Consider the following 14533-nt stretch of genomic DNA (forward strand, 5'->3'; position numbering starts at 1 on the left):
CGCGTAGTGTATCGAGCGCCCGGGCGGGCGGGCCGGCAGGGAATGGAATCAGCCGGCGAGCAGGTCGTGCAGCGCCCGCGCGATCACCTTGGTCGCGCGGCGCAGGTCCTCGAGCTCCACGCGCTCGTCCGCGCGCTTGGCATGCGATTCGAGCACCGTGCGCGGGCCCGCGCCGTAGATCACGCCCGGAATGCCGCGCTCGACGTAGAGCCGCACGTCGGTGTAGAGCGGCGTGCCCACGGCCGGCGGGCGCTCGCCGAACACGGCCTCGGCATGGCGCTGGATCGCATCCACCAGGGGGCGGTTGCCCGCGAGCGGCGTCATCGCGTTGGCCAGCAGCAGGCGGCGCACTTCCACGCGGATGCCCTCGCAGCCCGCGGCGGCCTCGTCGATCACGCGGCGGATGGCGGCTTCCACCTCCACGGGGTTCTCTTCCGGGATCATGCGGCGGTCGAGTTTGAAGACCACCTTGCCGGGCACGACGTTGGTGTTCGTGCCGCCTTCGATGCGGCCCACGTTCAGGTAGGGGTGTTTGATGCCCTCGACCTTCGATGTGACCTGCCGGTAGGCGGTGTTCTGCTGGTAGAGCGCATTGAGGATGTGCACGGCGCCCTGCAGCGCATCGACGCCCGTGTGCGGCACGGCGGCATGGGCCATCTTGCCGTGCACGGTCACTTCCATCTGCAGGCAGCCGTTGTGCGCCGTCACGACTTCGTAGCTGAAGCCCGCGGCGATCATCAGGTCGGGCTTGGTCAGGCCCTGTGCGAGCAGCCAGCCCGGGCCGAGTTCGCCGCCGAATTCCTCGTCGTAGGTGAAGTGCAGTTCCACCGCGCCGCGCGCAGGGCGGGCCACGGCCTCGAGCGCACGCACCGCGAAGGTGAACGAGGCGAAATCGCTCTTGCTCACGGCCGTGGCGCGGCCGTACATCTTTCCATGAACGATCTCGGCGCCGTAGGGGTCGTGCGTCCAGCCCTCGCCGGGCGGCACCACGTCGCCGTGGGCGTTCAGCGCCACCGTCGGGCCGCCCGCGCCGTAGGGGCGGCGCACGATCAGGTTGGTGACCGATTCCATGCCATAGGCGCGCACCTCGCCCTCGGGCACGGCGTGCTTCTCCGCGGCGTAGCCGAAGCCCTGCAGCAGTTCCGCGGTGCGTTCGGCGTGCGGGGCGTTGTTGCCGGGCGGCGTGTCGGTGGGCACGCGCACGAGGGCCTGCAGGAACTGCACCTCCTCGTCGAAGTGCCGGTCGATCCAGGCGTCGATGTCTGCGTAGGTGCTGCTGCTCATGGGTTCTCTTCGTGGGCGAGTTGGTTCAGGAGATGGGAGAAGGCCTCCACGGCGAGTTGCATGTCGTCGCTCGTGGTGCTTTCCAGAGGGTTGTGGCTGATGCCGCCGTTCTGGCCGCGCACGAACAGCATGGCCTGCGGCAGGATCTCGTGCAGCTTCATCGCGTCGTGGCCGGCGCCGCTCGGCATCCGGAAAACCGGCAGCCCGGCGGCCTCGACCGCGGCTTCCCAGCGCCGCTGCCAGTCGGGGGCGCTGGGCGCCGCGCTGGCCTGCATGGAGCGCCGGGCGGTGTAGCGCAGTCCCCGCCGGCCGGCGATCGCGGCCAGCTCGTTCATGACGTCGGTCACGAGCGCGTCGCGCTGCGCGTCGGTGGGCGCGCGCAGGTCCAGGCTGAACGTGCAGCGGCCGGGAACGACGTTGACGGAACCTCCGGGCACCTGCAGCTGGCCGATGGTGCCCACCGAGTCGCCGTCCTGCGCGGCGCGGCGTTCCACGTAGAGCGCCAGTTCCGCCACGGCCGTGGCCGCGTCGCGCCGGCGGTCCATGGGCGTGGTGCCGGCATGGCTCGCCACGCCCAGCATCTCGCACACGTAGCGGGCGCTGCCGTTGATGGAGGTGACCACGCCCAGCGGCAGCCCGAGTTCGTTGAGCACCGGTCCCTGCTCGATGTGCACTTCCACGAAGCCCAGGTAGGCGGCCGGGTCGCGTTGCAGCTTCGGGATGTCGTCGATGCACAGGCCGGCATGCTGCATGGCCTCGCGCAGTGTCACCCCGTCGGCGTCGCGCTGGTCCAGCCATTCGGGGCGGAAGTCGCCGATCAGCGCGCCCGAGCCGAGGAAGGTGGCGGCATAGCGCTGGCCCTCTTCTTCGGCGAAGCCCACCACCTCGATGCCGAACGGCAGGCGGCGTCCCGCGCGGTGCAGTTCGCGCACGCAGGCCATGGGCACGAAGATGCCCAGACGTCCGTCGTACTTGCCGCCGTTGCGCACGGTGTCGTAGTGGCTGCCCGTCATGAGCCACTTCTGCCCGGCGGGGCCGGCCGCGTGGTAGCGCCCGACCACGTTGCCCACGGCGTCCACCTCGACCTCGTCGAAGCCGCAGTCCCGCATCCAGTGGCTGATGCGCTGCGCGCAGGCGCGGTGCGCGTCGGTCAGGTAGGTGACGGTGAGCTGGCCCTTTTCGGCAAAGCCCGGGTCGCTGTGCTGCGCGAGCTTCTCCTGCCAGTCCCAGACGTCGTTGCCCAGCACGGGCTCCATGCCGAACTTGTCGTTCAGGCGGATCTCGGCGATGCGGTGGATGTTGCGCAGCGCCTCGGCGAACTCGGCATCCGGGTGGCTGTCCAGCCGGCGCGCGAAGGTCTCGATGATCTCCTGGCGCGGCAGGCCCGTGCCGCGCGGGCCGCGCACGGCCAGGATGAACGGGAAGCCGAAGCGCGCGTTGTAGTCGGCGTTGAGCTGCTGCAGGCGATCGAATTCCTCCGGCGTGCAGTGCGTGAGGCCCGCGCGTGACTGCTCCCCGGTCGATTCGGCCGTGAGCGAACGCGCCACCATGGCCTTGCCGGCCAGCTCGGGGTGGGCGCGGATGAGGGCGAGCTGCGCCTCGCGCGGGGCCTCGCCCAGCACGCGCACCATGGCATGCTTGAACTGGGCCAGCGTGCGGAAAGGCCGGGCCGACAGCGCGGCCTCGGCGATCCAGGGCGAATGCTCGTACAGGCCGTCCAGCATCCGCGCGGCTTCGTCCGCGGGCGCTGTGTTGAGCTGGTCCAGGGTCAGGGTCATGGCGTCACCTCCGGGCAGGGATGGGTCGCGGCCCAGTGGCGCGCGATGTCGATGCGGCGGCACACCCAGGCGTGCTCGTGGCGCTGGACGTGGTCGAGGAAGCGCTGCAGCGCGGTGATGCGGCCCGGGCGGCCCAGCAGGCGGCAGTGCATGCCGATGCTCATCATCTTCGGGCGGTCGTCGCCGGCGGGATCGCCCTCGGCATAGAGCGCATCGAAGGTGTCCTTCATGTACTGGAAGAACGGGTCGGCGTGCGAGTAGCCCTGGGGCAGCGCGAAGCGCATGTCGTTGCAGTCGAGCGTGTAGGGCACGATGAGCTGCATGGCATCGGTGCCGTCGGTTTTCTTCACCTTCATCCAGAAGGGCAGGTCGTCGCCGTAGTAGTCGCTGTCGTAGGCGAAGCCGCCGTAGTCGGCCACGAGGCGGCGGGTGTTGGGGCTGTCGCGGCCGGTGTACCAGCCCAGCGGGCGCTCGCCCGTGAGCCGGCGGATGATGTCCATCGCCTCGGCCATGTGGGCGCGCTCCACGTCCTCGGGCACGTTCTGGTAGTGGATCCACTTCAGGCCGTGGCAGGCGATGTCGTGGCCGAGTTCGCCGAAGGCGGCGGTCACCTCCGGATGGCGCTGCAGCGCCGTCGCCACGCCGAACACGGTGAGCGGCAGGCCGCGGCGCTCGAACTCGCGCAGCAGGCGCCAGACACCCGCGCGCGAACCGTATTCGTAGATGCCCTCCATGCTGATGTGGCGGTCGGGGTAGCTGGCCGGGTTGAACATTTCCGACAGGAACTGCTCGCTGCCCGCATCGCCGTGCAGGGTTGCGTTCTCGCCGCCTTCCTCGTAGTTCAGCACGAACTGCACGGCGATGCGCGCGCCCCCGGGCCAGAGCGCGTGCGGTGGATTGCGTCCGTAGCCCACGAGGTCGCGGGGATAGGGCAGGGTGGCGTCGTAGAGCGGCGGTGCGGTCATGGCGGTGGCGGCGTAGGGGACAAGGGGCTGGAGGGGGATCAGGAGAGCGCGCGGGACAGTTCGTTGGCGGGGTGTGCCCGGTCGAAGGCCAGGCTGGCCTCCACGTGGCGCAGGTGTTCGTCCATCAGGCGCACGGCCAGGTCGGCATCGCGGTCGGCGAGGGCCTGCACGATGTGGCCGTGCTCCTCGTGCGAATGCGCGGCCTCGTCGGCGCTCTGGTACATGAGGGTGATGAGCGCGCAGCGGGAAATGAGTTCGCCCAGCATCTGCGCGAGCACTTCGTTGCCCATGAGTTCGGCCATGCGCACGTGGAAATCGCCGAGCAGCTCGGTGCGGCCCGGCACGTCGGCCTGGTCCACCGCCTGCTTCTCGCGCGCGACGTGTTCGCGCAGGGCGCGCACCCGGGCGGGCGTCACCTCGCGCACGAAGGCGCGCGTCATCTCGGCTTCCAGCATGCGGCGCACGGCGAACACCTGCCGCGCCTCCTCGGCCGACGGCGCGGCGACGAAGGCCCCGCGCGCCGGCTCCAGCGTGACGAGCCGGTTCTGCGACAGCTGGAAGAGCGCCTGCCGCACCAGGGTGCGGGAGACGCCGAAATGGTCCGCCAGCTTCTGCTCGGCCAGCTTGGCGCCCGGCAGCAGCCGGTGCTCCACGATGGCCCGGGTCAGGCTCGCGACGATGGCGCTGGTGGTGGACGGTTCCATCCGGCCCATGATAGCGGCGGACCGGATTTTTGTATGCACTTTTTGTGCACCAGATTCGGGACCCGTCTCAGGGCATTCCCGCATCGCGGTGGTGCGCGCCGCAGCGCCCCCGCACCGCATGCCTGCGCCAGAATGCCCGCATGACCCATTCCCGCTTTGCGGACGCTCCCGCGCCGGCCGCACCCGATCCCGCTACCGAGCCCGTCCGCTTCCTGCGCCACCTCTACGACGTGGCCGTCCAGGCGGCCCTGCCGTCGCAACGCATGGCGGAGTACCTGCCACCCCCGCCGCGCGGCCGCACGCTGGTGCTGGGCGCCGGCAAGGCCGGCGGTGCCATGGCGCACGCGATGGAGGCGCTGTGGCCGGCGCAGGCACCGCTCTCCGGGCTGGTCGTCACGCGCTACGGCCACGTGCCGCCGTGGCCGAACGGGGTGCCGGCGCGCATCGATATCGTGGAGGCCGCGCATCCGGTGCCCGATGCGGCGGGCGAGGCGGCGGCGCGGCGCATGCTGGAGCTGACGCGGGGACTCACCGCCGACGATCTCGTGGTCTGCCTGATCTCGGGTGGCGGCTCCGCGCTGCTCACGCTGCCTGCCGAGGGCCTGGCGCTGGAGGACAAGCAACGCATCAACCGGGCCTTGCTGGAGAGCGGCGCGGGCATCGCGGACATGAACTGCGTGCGCAAGCACCTCTCGCGCATCAAGGGCGGCCGGCTGGCCGCCGCCTGCGCCCCGGCGCGGGTGGTGACGCTCGCGATCAGCGATGTGCCGGGCGACGATCCGGCCGTGATCGCGAGCGGCCCCACCGTGTCCGACGCGACGACTTGCGCGGATGCGCTGCGTGTCCTGGACCGCCACCGCATCGCCCTGCCGCCGGCCGTGCGCGCGGCGCTGGAAGCCGGCGCACTGGAAACACCCAAGCCCGTGGAGGGACACGCGCCGGAAGTGCATCTGATCGCCACGCCGCGGCAGTCGCTGGAGGCGGCGGCCGCGGCGGCGCGGTCCGCGGGCCTGCCGGTGTACATCCTCTCGGACGAGATGGAAGGCGAATCGCGCGACGTGGGGGCCGTGCACGCCGCAATTGCCCGATCCGTGGCGCGGCGCGGCGAGCCGTTCGCCCGGCCCTGCGCCATCCTCTCGGGCGGGGAGACCACGGTGACGGTGCGCGAGCGGCCGCCCGGCGCTCCCCGGGGCCGGGGCGGCCGGGCTGGCGAGTTCTGCCTGGGGCTGGCCCGTGCGCTGCAGGGCCAGGAGGGGGTATGGGCGCTGGCCGCCGACACGGACGGCATCGACGGGGTGGAGGACAACGCCGGTGCCCTCGTCGGGCCCGACACGCTGGCGCGCGCCGCCCGGGCGGGGCTGCGCGTGGACGACCATCTCGCGCGCAATGATGCCTACGGGTTCTTCGCTGCTCTGGGCGATCTCGTGGTCACCGGGCCGACGCACACCAACGTGAACGACTTCCGCGCGCTGCTGGTACTGTAGGGTTCGCCATCGCGGCCATGCCGCCTGCGGCGGACACATGCGTAGGACGGCGATCACGCCGTGACGGGCGTAATTGCTGCACTGCAGCGCGGGTGTGCCGTCCATAGTGGGCCCGCATGAATGAATTTCCCACCACCGCCGCCGAAGAATCTCCTCGGCGCGCACGCCAGGTCCCGTTGCCGGCTGCCGTACCGGACCGCATGGACGCCGAACAATGGATACGCGGCAAGTTGACGCACCGGGGCCGCACGCTCGCCTACTGGCTGTGCCTTCCTCCGCGCGCCGAGGGCGCGCCCCCCTGCCCGATGGTGGTCATGCTCCACGGCTGCACCCAGGATGCCGGCGATTTCGCGGCCGGCACGCAGATGCATGTGCATGCGCGCGATGCGGGGGTGGCGGTGCTGTACCCGGAGCAGGCGCAATGGGACAACGCGCACCGGTGCTGGAACTGGTTCAAGCCGCAGCACCAGGGGCGGAACGGCGGCGAGCCCGCCGTGCTGGCCGCGCTGGCGCTGTCGGTCGCGCAGGAGCACCGGATCGACCGGTCCCGCGTGTTCGTGGCGGGACTGTCGGCGGGCGGGGCCGTGGCGGACATCCTGGCCTGCAGCTACCCCGACATCTTCGCCGCCGTGGGGGTGCATTCCGGCCTGCGTGCGGGTGCAGCGGGCGATGCTATGTCGGCGCTGTCCGTGATGCGCAGCGGATGCCCGGCGCCCGGCGGTTGTCCGGGCCGCGCCCGGGCGGTGCCGACGATCGTCTTCCATGGCGATGGCGACACGACCGTGCATTCCGGCAATGCCGACGCCCTCATCGATGCGGTGGTGAGGGCCCACGAGAGCGAAACCCTGCAGGCCATGTTTCCCCGGACGACGGCGGGTGTCTCGGCGCGCGGCCGGAGGTTCACCCGGACGGTCTACCAGGACGGCACGGGACACTGCGGCGCCGAGTTGTGGAAACTCCACGGCGCGGGCCACGCCTGGTCCGGCGGCGACGGGCTGGGCAGCTTCACCGATGCGGACGGCGTGGACGCCAGTGCCGAAATGCTGCGGTTCTTCCTCGCCCATCCGATGCGGCCGGTGGCCTGACGGGGCCGGGGGCGCGGCCCGCGGTCAGTACCCCAGCGTGAGCCCGTCCGGATTGCGCGGATCGGAATAGCCGAACAGCACGCCGTCCTTGCGCTGGATGGTCTGCGTGCGGCCCATGGAGGGCTTGAGGGCCAGGTTGTGGCCGCGCGACTTCAGGATGGCCAGCGTGTCCGGCGAGAAGCCGTTCTCGATGCGCAGCTCGTCCGGGGTCCACTGGTGGTGGATGCGCGGGGCGGCCGCGGCCTCGGCCGGGTTCATGCCGAAGTCGATCACGTTGACCACGGTCTGCAGCACCGTGGTGATGATGCGCGCGCCGCCGGGGCTGCCGGTGACGAGCACCGGCTTCCCGTCCTTGAGCACCAGGGTGGGGGTCATGGACGAGAGCGGCCGCTTGCCGCCGGCCACCGCGTTGGCGTCGCCGCCCACGAGGCCATAGGCATTCGCCACGCCGGGCTTGGCCGCGAAGTCGTCCATCTCGTTGTTGAGCAGGATGCCCGTGCCCTTGGCGACGATGCCGCTGCCGAAGTTGGTGTTCAGCGTGTAGGTCACCGCCACCGCGTTGCCGGCCTTGTCCACCACCGAGAAGTGCGTGGTCTGGTCGCTCTCGTAGGGTTGCGGCTGCCCCGGCTTGATGTCCCTGGCGGGACGCGCCTTGTTCGGATCGATGGTTTTCGCGAGCGCGGCGGCGTAGGCCTTGGAGGTCAGGCCCTTGAGCGGGATTTTCACGAAATCCGGGTCTCCCAGGTATTCGGAGCGGTCGGCGTAAGCCAGCTTCATGCTCTCGGCCATCATGTGCAGGGTCTGGGCGCTGCCCGGGCCCCACTGGGCGAGCGGCATCGGCTCGAGCATGTTGAGCATTTGCACCAGGTGGGCGCCGCCCGACGAGGGAGGGGGCATGGTGACCACTTCGTAGCCGCGGTAGGTGCCGCGCACGGGCGTGCGTTCCACCACTTCATAGTCGCGCAGGTCCTGCAGGCTCAGGGCGCCGGGATAGGGCGCCATCTCGGCCGCGATGCGCCGCGCGATCGGCCCCTGGTAGAACGCCTTGGCGCCCTGCTGCGAGATGAGCCGCAGGGATTGGGCGAGATCCTTCTGCACCAGCCGGTCGCCGATCTTGAGGGGGGCATCGCCGCGCCAGAAGATCTGCCGCGTGGCGGGCCAGCGGCCCATGTTGTCGCGCTCCTGCGCCAGCGTCTTGGCCAGCGTGAGGCTCACCGGAAAGCCCTTGTCCGCCAGCGCGATCGAGGGCGCGATCACCTTCGACAGCGGCTGGGTGCCCCAGGTCTTGAGCGCATGCTCCAGGCCCGCCACCGTTCCCGGCACGCCCACGGCGTAGTGCGTGTAGAGCGACTTGCCGTCGATCACGTTGCCTTTCTCGTCCAGGTACATGTCGCGGCTCGCCTTGCGGGGCGCGACCTCGCGGAAGTCGAGCGCCACGCTCTTGCCGGTCCTGGCGTCGTACACCATCATGAAGCCGCCGCCGCCCAGGTTGCCGGCGTTGGGCAGCACCACGGCCAGCGCGAAGCCCACGCCCACGGCGGCATCGACCGCGTTGCCGCCGGCCCGCAGGATGTCCAGGCCCACCTTGGTGGCCAGTTCCTGCTCCGTGGCCACCATGCCGTTGCGCGCCACGACCGGATGGAAGACATCCATGTCCATGTCGTAGGCGCGGCCCGCCGCGCGTGCCGCCGGCGTCTGCTGGGGGGCGTTTTGCGGGGCCTGCGCGGTGTCCGCGGAAGGCGCCGCTGCGCCGGGGAGGTCCGCGCAGCCCGCGATGGCCAGCAGCGCGAGCATGCTGCTTCCAGCAAGCAGCCAGGGGCGTTGGAGGCGGGGGGAAGTCATCGGTCGAAGCCCTTTCCTGTCGTTGTCATGGCTGCCGGCGCGGAATGCCGCCGGCAGGGGCGGACAGTGTAGAGCGGGCGTCCCGCCAGGCACGTCACGGTTCGTTACAGCCCGGCCGGAATGGCGGCGCCGGCACGGAGCCTGCATACACTGGCGCACCCCGGACAAACAGGAGACGCCCCATGGGCCTCAGCACCCACGTTCTCGACACCATGCACGGCTGCCCGGCCGCGGGCATGGCCGTTTCCCTCTACGACACCGCGGGCGGCCAGGCCCGGCTGCTCAAGGAGCTGGTGCTCAACCAGGACGGCCGCACCGATGCGCCGCTCTTCGACAACGCCAGCCTGCGGCCTGGCACCTACCGGCTGTCGTTCGAGGTGGGCGCGTACTTCCGCGCGCGCGGCGTGGTGCTGCCCGAGCCGAACTTCCTCGACCGCGTGAGCCTGGATTTCGGCGTGGCCCATGCCGACCAGCACTACCACGTGCCGCTGCTGGTCAGCCCCTGGAGCTACTCGACCTACCGTGGCTCCTGAACGGCCGGTCCCGCAGGCGTCAGAGCTGGCCCTCGGTCAGCGTGTCGAGCTGGAACCGGCCCGACTTGTGCCAGAGCCAGGTGTCGGTGTAGGTCACGCGGCCCATCCGCTCGGGCACGGGGTAGGGCGCCGCGGCGCGCACGGTGCGTTCGATCTCCGCGATCACCTCCGGCGCGTGGCGCGGCGCGCGCATCCAGGACAGCCGGGTGACCTGCCCTTTGCCGTCGATGTCCACCTGCAGCGTGCCGATGGCGTAGAGCAGGGGCGGGAGCTTGCCCCGGTAGATGCGTGCCTGGTTCAGGCCGTAGAGGTGCGTGGCGGCGTCCTGCCGGTAGGCGCGCGGATTGGCCGCGGCCGAGGTGCGCGCCGAGCCGCGGGTGGCCGGCTCCGGTCCCTTGACGCCGCTGGATGCGGCGGCGGGAGCGCTGGCTTCGTCGGGAGCGGCGGCCGGTTCCGGCCCCGACTTGCAGGCGGCCACGAGGGAGGCGACGGCCGCCACCAGGCCGGCCAGCAGCCAGTGGCGTCCGGCGCCCGCCGGGCCGTGGGAAGAGGGGGTGGAAGGCTTCATCGGTGGTCCGTGGCGGGCTGCTGGAAAAAGTGGCGGGCATGCGCCGGGCCCTGCAGGGCCCAACGCGGGGGCGTGCCATGGCGTTGACGTCCGCCCTGCACACCCTGCTCCAGGGGCTGGCCGGGCGGCCGGCCTGCCTGGTCGAGGTGGAGTCTATCCAGGGATCGGGGCCGCGGGAGCGCGGCGCGTGGATGGCCGTGTTCGCCGACGGGCCGCTGCTGGGCACCATCGGCGGCGGCCGGCTGGAATGGGATGCCGTGCGCGAGGCGCGGGCGCGCCTGGCCGCGCCGGCGCAGGCCGAGCCGCCGGTGGTGCGGTTCGCCCTCGGTCCGAGCCTGGGCCAGTGCTGCGGCGGGGTGGTCCACCTGCGTTTCACCCGTGTGGAGGCACCGGACCGCGAGGCGCTCGCGCGGCGCCTGGCGCCCGCGCGAGCGCCGGTGGCGCTCTTCGGTGCGGGGCACGTGGGCCATGCGCTGGCGCGCGTGCTGGCGCCGCTGCCCTTCGAGCTCACCTGGATCGACAGCCGCGACGGGGTCTTTCCTCCGGACGCGGAGGCCGGCGGGGCGCATTGCGAGCACTCCGAGCCCGTGCATGCGGCCGTGCCGGGGCTGGCGCCGGGCTCGCGCGTACTCATCATGAGCTTCAGCCATGCGGAGGATCTCGACGTGGTCGCCGCGTGCCTCGCCCGGCAGCGCGACCGTGCCGACCTGCCGTTCGTGGGGCTCATCGGCAGCCGCACCAAGTGGGCGACCTTCTCGCACCGGCTGCAGGCGCGGGGCTTCGGAGAGCAGGAACTGGCGCACGTCACCTGTCCCATCGGCCTGCCGGGCATCGCGGGCAAGGAGCCCGAGGTGATCGCGGTGTCGGTGGCGGCTCAATTGCTCTCCACCCTGCCGCCCGCGCCTCGCGGATGACGCCATCCGGGCCGCTCCCGTCGCGCCGGGAACGGAACCTGCATACACTCGGGCCACAGGTCGCAGCGGTGCAAGGCGATGCCGCCGTTCCCATGGGGGAGGGCGCGCATCCGGTGCGCGGCCTTCCCGCTGCTCAGAGCGCCCGCGGTGGTGAGCAGGTTGCCGCGCGGCCGCCCCCGATGCAACGGGCCGCGCACGAAGTTGAGAGCCACCATGGAAAGCTATCTCCTCGACTGGGCCAACCTGCTGCTGCGCTGGGTCCACGTCATCACCGCCATCGCCTGGGTCGGGTCGTCGTTCTATTTCGTCTTCCTCGATTCCAGCCTCACCCCGCCGGTCGATGAGGACCTGAAGCGCCAGGGCGTGAGCGGCGAACTCTGGGCGGTGCACGGCGGCGGCTTCTACCACCCGGTGAAGTTCGCGGGCGCGCCGCCGCAACTGCCGAAGCACCTGCACTGGTTCTTCTGGGAGAGCTACAGCACCTGGATCAGCGGCTTCGCGCTGTTCACCGTGTCCTACCTCTGGAGCGCCAGCACCTACCTCATCGACAAGTCGCGCATGGACTGGGCGCCGGCCACCGCCGTCGTGGTCGCGCTGGCGTTCCTGGCAGTGTTCTGGCTGCTGTACGACGCGATCTGCCGCGTGTTCGGCCAGCGGAAAAACGGCGACGCCATCGTCGGCGCGCTGGTCTTCGTGCTGGTGTGCGCGGCCTCGTGGCTGGCCTGCCACTGGTTCGCGGGCCGCGCGGCCTTCCTGCTGGTGGGCGCGATGATCGCCACCAGCATGAGCGCCAACGTGTTCTTCTGGATCATCCCGGGCCAGCGCAAGGTGATCGCGCAGATGAAGGCCGGCCAGCCGGTGGACCCGGTCCACGGCAAGCGCGGCAAGCAGCGCAGCGTGCACAACACCTACTTCACGCTGCCGGTGCTGTTCTGCATGCTGTCCAACCACTACAGCTTCACCTGGAGCCATCCGCAGAACTGGCTCATCCTCATCCTGATGATGTTCGCGGGCGCATCCATCCGCCAGTTCTTCGTGATGCGCCACGGCTGGAAGCTGGGCCGCAACGCGCACCCGCTCCCTTACGCGCTGGTGGGCTGCGCCGTCATCGTGGGCACCATCGCCGGGCTGCGGCTGGCGCAGGCGCCTGCGGCGCCCGTGTCCCAGGCCTCCCCGGCCGCCGCCGTGCCCGTGGGCTACGCCCAGCTGCAGCCGGTGCTGGCGCAGCGCTGCTACATGTGCCACGGCGAGCAGGTGCAGATGAAGAACCTGCGGCTGGATTCCGCGGAATCCGTGGCGCAGCATGCCCAGGCCATCTACCAGCAGGCGGTGGTGCAGAAGCTCATGCCCATGAACAACGCCACCGGCATGACGGATGCCGAGCGCGATCTCGTGCGGCGCTGGTTCGAGGGCGGCGCGCCGGCCCGCTGACGGCTGGCAGCCTGTGCAGGCCGCTCAGGCGGACGCTGCGGCCGTGGCGTCCGAGCCCTGCCAGGCATGCGGCGGCGCCTGCCCGGCGGCGTGCGCCTGGGCGGCGGGCCGTTCTGCCGTGCGCCAGGCCAGGCCGCTCGCGCAGCCCTTGGCTTCGTGCTTGGCCAGCGCGGCGGCATTGGCCACCTCCTCGGCGTGGCGCATGGTGCCCGGCACCACGCGCGCCGCCCCGATCGCCAGCGTCGTGCAGGGGAAGAAGCGCTTCACCCCATGCCGGTCTTCCGCCCAGATGCCGCCGTCCGCTCGCGCGGCGTCGTCGAACAGCTTGAACGCCTCGCGCGCGAAGTCTTCCACGATGCGCTGGCAGCGCTGCAGCCAGTCGCCGCTCTGGAACAGCAGCATGAAGTCGTCCCCGCCCACGTGCCCGATGAAGTCCCGCTGCGCATCGCAGTGCGCCACGGCCAGCCGCGCCACGAGGCGGATCATCTGGTCGCCGCGCCAGTAGCCGTAGTAGTCGTTGAAGGGCTTGAAGTGGTTCAGGTCGGCATAACAGGCCACGAACTCCGTGCCGCTGTCGATCAGCCGCTGCATGTGCAGGCTGATGGGAATGTTGCCCGGCAGGAAGGTGAGGGGGTTGGCGTGCCGCGCCGCCTCGATGCGGGCCTCGGTCACGCTGCGCACCAGTTGTTCGCCCGTGCCCAGGCCCACATAGCGGCCGTTGTCGGTGACGATGAATCCGTCGCTCAGGTAGCGCTGGTCCTGCGAGGTCAGGATGCCCACGAGCTGGTCCACGTCGCAGTCGAGCTCCACCACGCGCGGGGCCGGGTTCGCGAAGGCCGCGCAGGCCTTGCGCCCGTGCACCTCGCGGAAATAGAGCGTCGCGTAGTGGTTCATGAACTGCTGGCGGTTGATCAGCGCCACGGGCCGGGTGCCGTCGAGCACCGGCAGGGCGTGCAGTTCGGGATGGGCCTTGAAGAAGCCGGCCACCGTGTCGTTGCTGGTCTCCGCCGTGGCCGTGGGCGCATGCACCACCAGCAGGTTGCGCAGGATGCCCGGCCGCGCGTTCTGGCCGCGGTGCGGAAGGATGGCCACGCGGCGGTCGCGCACGGCGTCCAGTGCCTGCGCCTCGATCCGCCCGCGCGGCCCGGACCCCGGCCGGCCCAGCAGGTAGCCCTGGCCGTAAGGGATGTCGAGGTCGCGCAGCGCCCGCAGGTCGTCCTGCGTCTCGATGCCCTCGGCGATCAGGGTCGTGCCGAACACGTCGGCGATGCCCTTGATGGCCTGCAGCATCTGCAGGTTCGCGGGATGGGCGCTGATGTCGCGCACGAAGTACTTGTCGATCTTCACGAAGTCCGGCCGCGTCTCTGACCAGAGCCGCAGGCTGGAGCGGCCGTCCCCGAAATCGTCGAGCGCGATGCGGGCGCCGCAGGCGTGCACCTGCTTGAGCGCCTCGCGCAGCGAGGCCATGTCGCCCACGCGCTCGTGCTCGGTGATCTCCAGCACCACGTTCTCCGCCGACACGCCCGCGGCCCGGGCCGCGCCGGCCAGCGTCATGCCGCGGCACAGCGCCACCCCGCTCACCAGGGCATCCGCGCTGATGTTCACGAACAGGCGGCCCGCGCCACCGGACGCTCCCCACTGCCGCAGGGCGATCGCCACGCACAGCAGCTCGAACTCCTGCAGCACGCCTTCCCCGAGCGCAGCCTCCAGCAGGCGGTCGGGCGTGTGCAGGGGCGTGCCGGCGGGGCCGCGGATCAGGGCCTCGTGGGCATAGACGTTGCCCTCGCGCAGGTCGGCCAGGGGCTGGAAGACGCAGTGCAGCCCGCCGTCCCGCATGAGCCGCACGAGCGGGCCCGTGCCGTCCCGCACCGCGGGCGACAGCGAAGCGAGCACCGCATGCAAGGCGCTGTCATGGACAGTGGCGGGCGTTACAGTCATACACAAT

At 71.2% G+C, this 14533-nt stretch carries 12 protein-coding genes; 5 read left to right on the plus strand and 7 right to left on the minus strand.

Annotation, left to right across the window (positions count from 1 at the left end):
* Positions 1–48 precede the first annotated feature (48 nt).
* Genes ACGHC0_RS05680 through ACGHC0_RS05695 form a run of 4 tightly spaced genes read right to left on the minus strand, consistent with a single transcriptional unit; the run spans position 49 to position 4731 of the window.
* Complete coding sequence (locus ACGHC0_RS05680) at positions 49–1284, minus strand: M20 family metallopeptidase (protein WP_368354373.1); 1236 nt, start codon at positions 1282–1284, stop codon at positions 49–51.
* On the minus strand, positions 1281–3062 hold the full coding sequence (gene uraD / locus ACGHC0_RS05685; protein WP_368354374.1) for a 2-oxo-4-hydroxy-4-carboxy-5-ureidoimidazoline decarboxylase: 1782 nt from the start codon (positions 3060–3062) through the stop codon (positions 1281–1283). Before uraD ends, ACGHC0_RS05680 begins: the two co-directional genes overlap by 4 nt.
* Positions 3059–4027 (minus strand): allantoinase PuuE, encoded by a 969-nt coding sequence (gene puuE, locus ACGHC0_RS05690; RefSeq protein WP_368354375.1) that lies wholly within the window; start codon positions 4025–4027, stop codon positions 3059–3061. Before puuE ends, uraD begins: the two co-directional genes overlap by 4 nt.
* A gap of 38 nt (positions 4028–4065) precedes the next feature.
* Positions 4066–4731 carry a GntR family transcriptional regulator gene (locus ACGHC0_RS05695; RefSeq protein ID WP_368354376.1) on the minus strand — a complete coding sequence of 222 codons (666 nt, stop codon included), beginning with the start codon at positions 4729–4731 and terminating at the stop codon, positions 4066–4068.
* Between the two features lie 140 nt (positions 4732–4871).
* Between ACGHC0_RS05695 and ACGHC0_RS05700 the strand changes: the two genes are divergently transcribed.
* Positions 4872–6215, plus strand: a complete 1344-nt coding sequence (locus tag ACGHC0_RS05700) for a glycerate kinase type-2 family protein (protein ID WP_368354377.1) — start codon at positions 4872–4874, stop codon at positions 6213–6215.
* A 200-nt stretch (positions 6216–6415) separates the two neighbouring features.
* Entirely contained in the window at positions 6416–7300 is an 885-nt protein-coding gene (locus ACGHC0_RS05705; protein WP_415267657.1) for an alpha/beta hydrolase family esterase, read from the plus strand.
* A 24-nt stretch (positions 7301–7324) separates the two neighbouring features.
* Here the strand turns inward: ACGHC0_RS05705 and ggt are convergent, their stop codons facing one another.
* Positions 7325–9094: a gamma-glutamyltransferase gene (ggt, locus tag ACGHC0_RS05710; RefSeq protein ID WP_368355584.1), complete on the minus strand. Its 1770-nt coding sequence runs from the start codon at positions 9092–9094 to the stop codon at positions 7325–7327.
* A 230-nt stretch (positions 9095–9324) separates the two neighbouring features.
* On the opposite strand from ggt, the gene uraH reads away from it, so the two are divergent.
* Complete coding sequence (gene uraH, locus ACGHC0_RS05715; RefSeq protein ID WP_368354379.1) at positions 9325–9675, plus strand: hydroxyisourate hydrolase; 351 nt, start codon at positions 9325–9327, stop codon at positions 9673–9675.
* 19 nt (positions 9676–9694) lie between these two features.
* Here the strand turns inward: uraH and ACGHC0_RS05720 are convergent, their stop codons facing one another.
* Positions 9695–10174, minus strand: a complete 480-nt coding sequence (locus ACGHC0_RS05720) for a hypothetical protein (RefSeq protein WP_368355585.1) — start codon at positions 10172–10174, stop codon at positions 9695–9697.
* A gap of 146 nt (positions 10175–10320) precedes the next feature.
* Here ACGHC0_RS05720 and xdhC point away from each other — a divergent pair, with 146 nt between their 5' ends.
* Together xdhC and ACGHC0_RS05730 are read left to right on the plus strand one after the other, a co-directional pair.
* On the plus strand, positions 10321–11157 hold the full coding sequence (gene xdhC / locus ACGHC0_RS05725; RefSeq protein ID WP_415267658.1) for a xanthine dehydrogenase accessory protein XdhC: 837 nt from the start codon (positions 10321–10323) through the stop codon (positions 11155–11157).
* Between the two features lie 213 nt (positions 11158–11370).
* Positions 11371–12588 (plus strand): urate hydroxylase PuuD, encoded by a 1218-nt coding sequence (locus ACGHC0_RS05730; RefSeq protein ID WP_368354381.1) that lies wholly within the window; start codon positions 11371–11373, stop codon positions 12586–12588.
* Between the two features lie 24 nt (positions 12589–12612).
* On the opposite strand, the gene ACGHC0_RS05735 is transcribed toward ACGHC0_RS05730, so the two are convergent.
* Positions 12613–14526 carry an EAL domain-containing protein gene (locus ACGHC0_RS05735; RefSeq protein WP_368354382.1) on the minus strand — a complete coding sequence of 638 codons (1914 nt, stop codon included), beginning with the start codon at positions 14524–14526 and terminating at the stop codon, positions 12613–12615.
* Between the last annotated feature and the right edge of the window lie 7 nt (positions 14527–14533).

Origin of the sequence: Acidovorax sacchari, from assembly GCF_042847045.1 — a bacterium.
GTDB lineage: Bacteria > Pseudomonadota > Gammaproteobacteria > Burkholderiales > Burkholderiaceae_C > Paracidovorax > Paracidovorax sacchari.

Bases quoted from the DNA above. Each gene is read 5' to 3' on its own strand.
- ACGHC0_RS05680 (WP_368354373.1), bottom strand. From the start codon at position 1,284: ATGAGCAGCAGCACCTACGCAGACATCGACGCCTGGATCGACCGGCAC.
- uraD (WP_368354374.1), bottom strand. From the start codon at position 3,062: ATGACCCTGACCCTGGACCAGCTCAACACAGCGCCCGCGGACGAAGCC.
- puuE (WP_368354375.1), bottom strand. From the start codon at position 4,027: ATGACCGCACCGCCGCTCTACGACGCCACCCTGCCCTATCCCCGCGAC.
- ACGHC0_RS05695 (WP_368354376.1), bottom strand. From the start codon at position 4,731: ATGGAACCGTCCACCACCAGCGCCATCGTCGCGAGCCTGACCCGGGCC.
- ACGHC0_RS05700 (WP_368354377.1), top strand. From the start codon at position 4,872: ATGACCCATTCCCGCTTTGCGGACGCTCCCGCGCCGGCCGCACCCGAT.
- ACGHC0_RS05705 (WP_415267657.1), top strand. From the start codon at position 6,416: ATGGACGCCGAACAATGGATACGCGGCAAGTTGACGCACCGGGGCCGC.
- ggt (WP_368355584.1), bottom strand. From the start codon at position 9,094: ATGCTCGCGCTGCTGGCCATCGCGGGCTGCGCGGACCTCCCCGGCGCA.
- uraH (WP_368354379.1), top strand. From the start codon at position 9,325: ATGGGCCTCAGCACCCACGTTCTCGACACCATGCACGGCTGCCCGGCC.
- xdhC (WP_415267658.1), top strand. From the start codon at position 10,321: ATGGCGTTGACGTCCGCCCTGCACACCCTGCTCCAGGGGCTGGCCGGG.
- ACGHC0_RS05730 (WP_368354381.1), top strand. From the start codon at position 11,371: ATGGAAAGCTATCTCCTCGACTGGGCCAACCTGCTGCTGCGCTGGGTC.
- ACGHC0_RS05735 (WP_368354382.1), bottom strand. From the start codon at position 14,526: ATGACTGTAACGCCCGCCACTGTCCATGACAGCGCCTTGCATGCGGTG.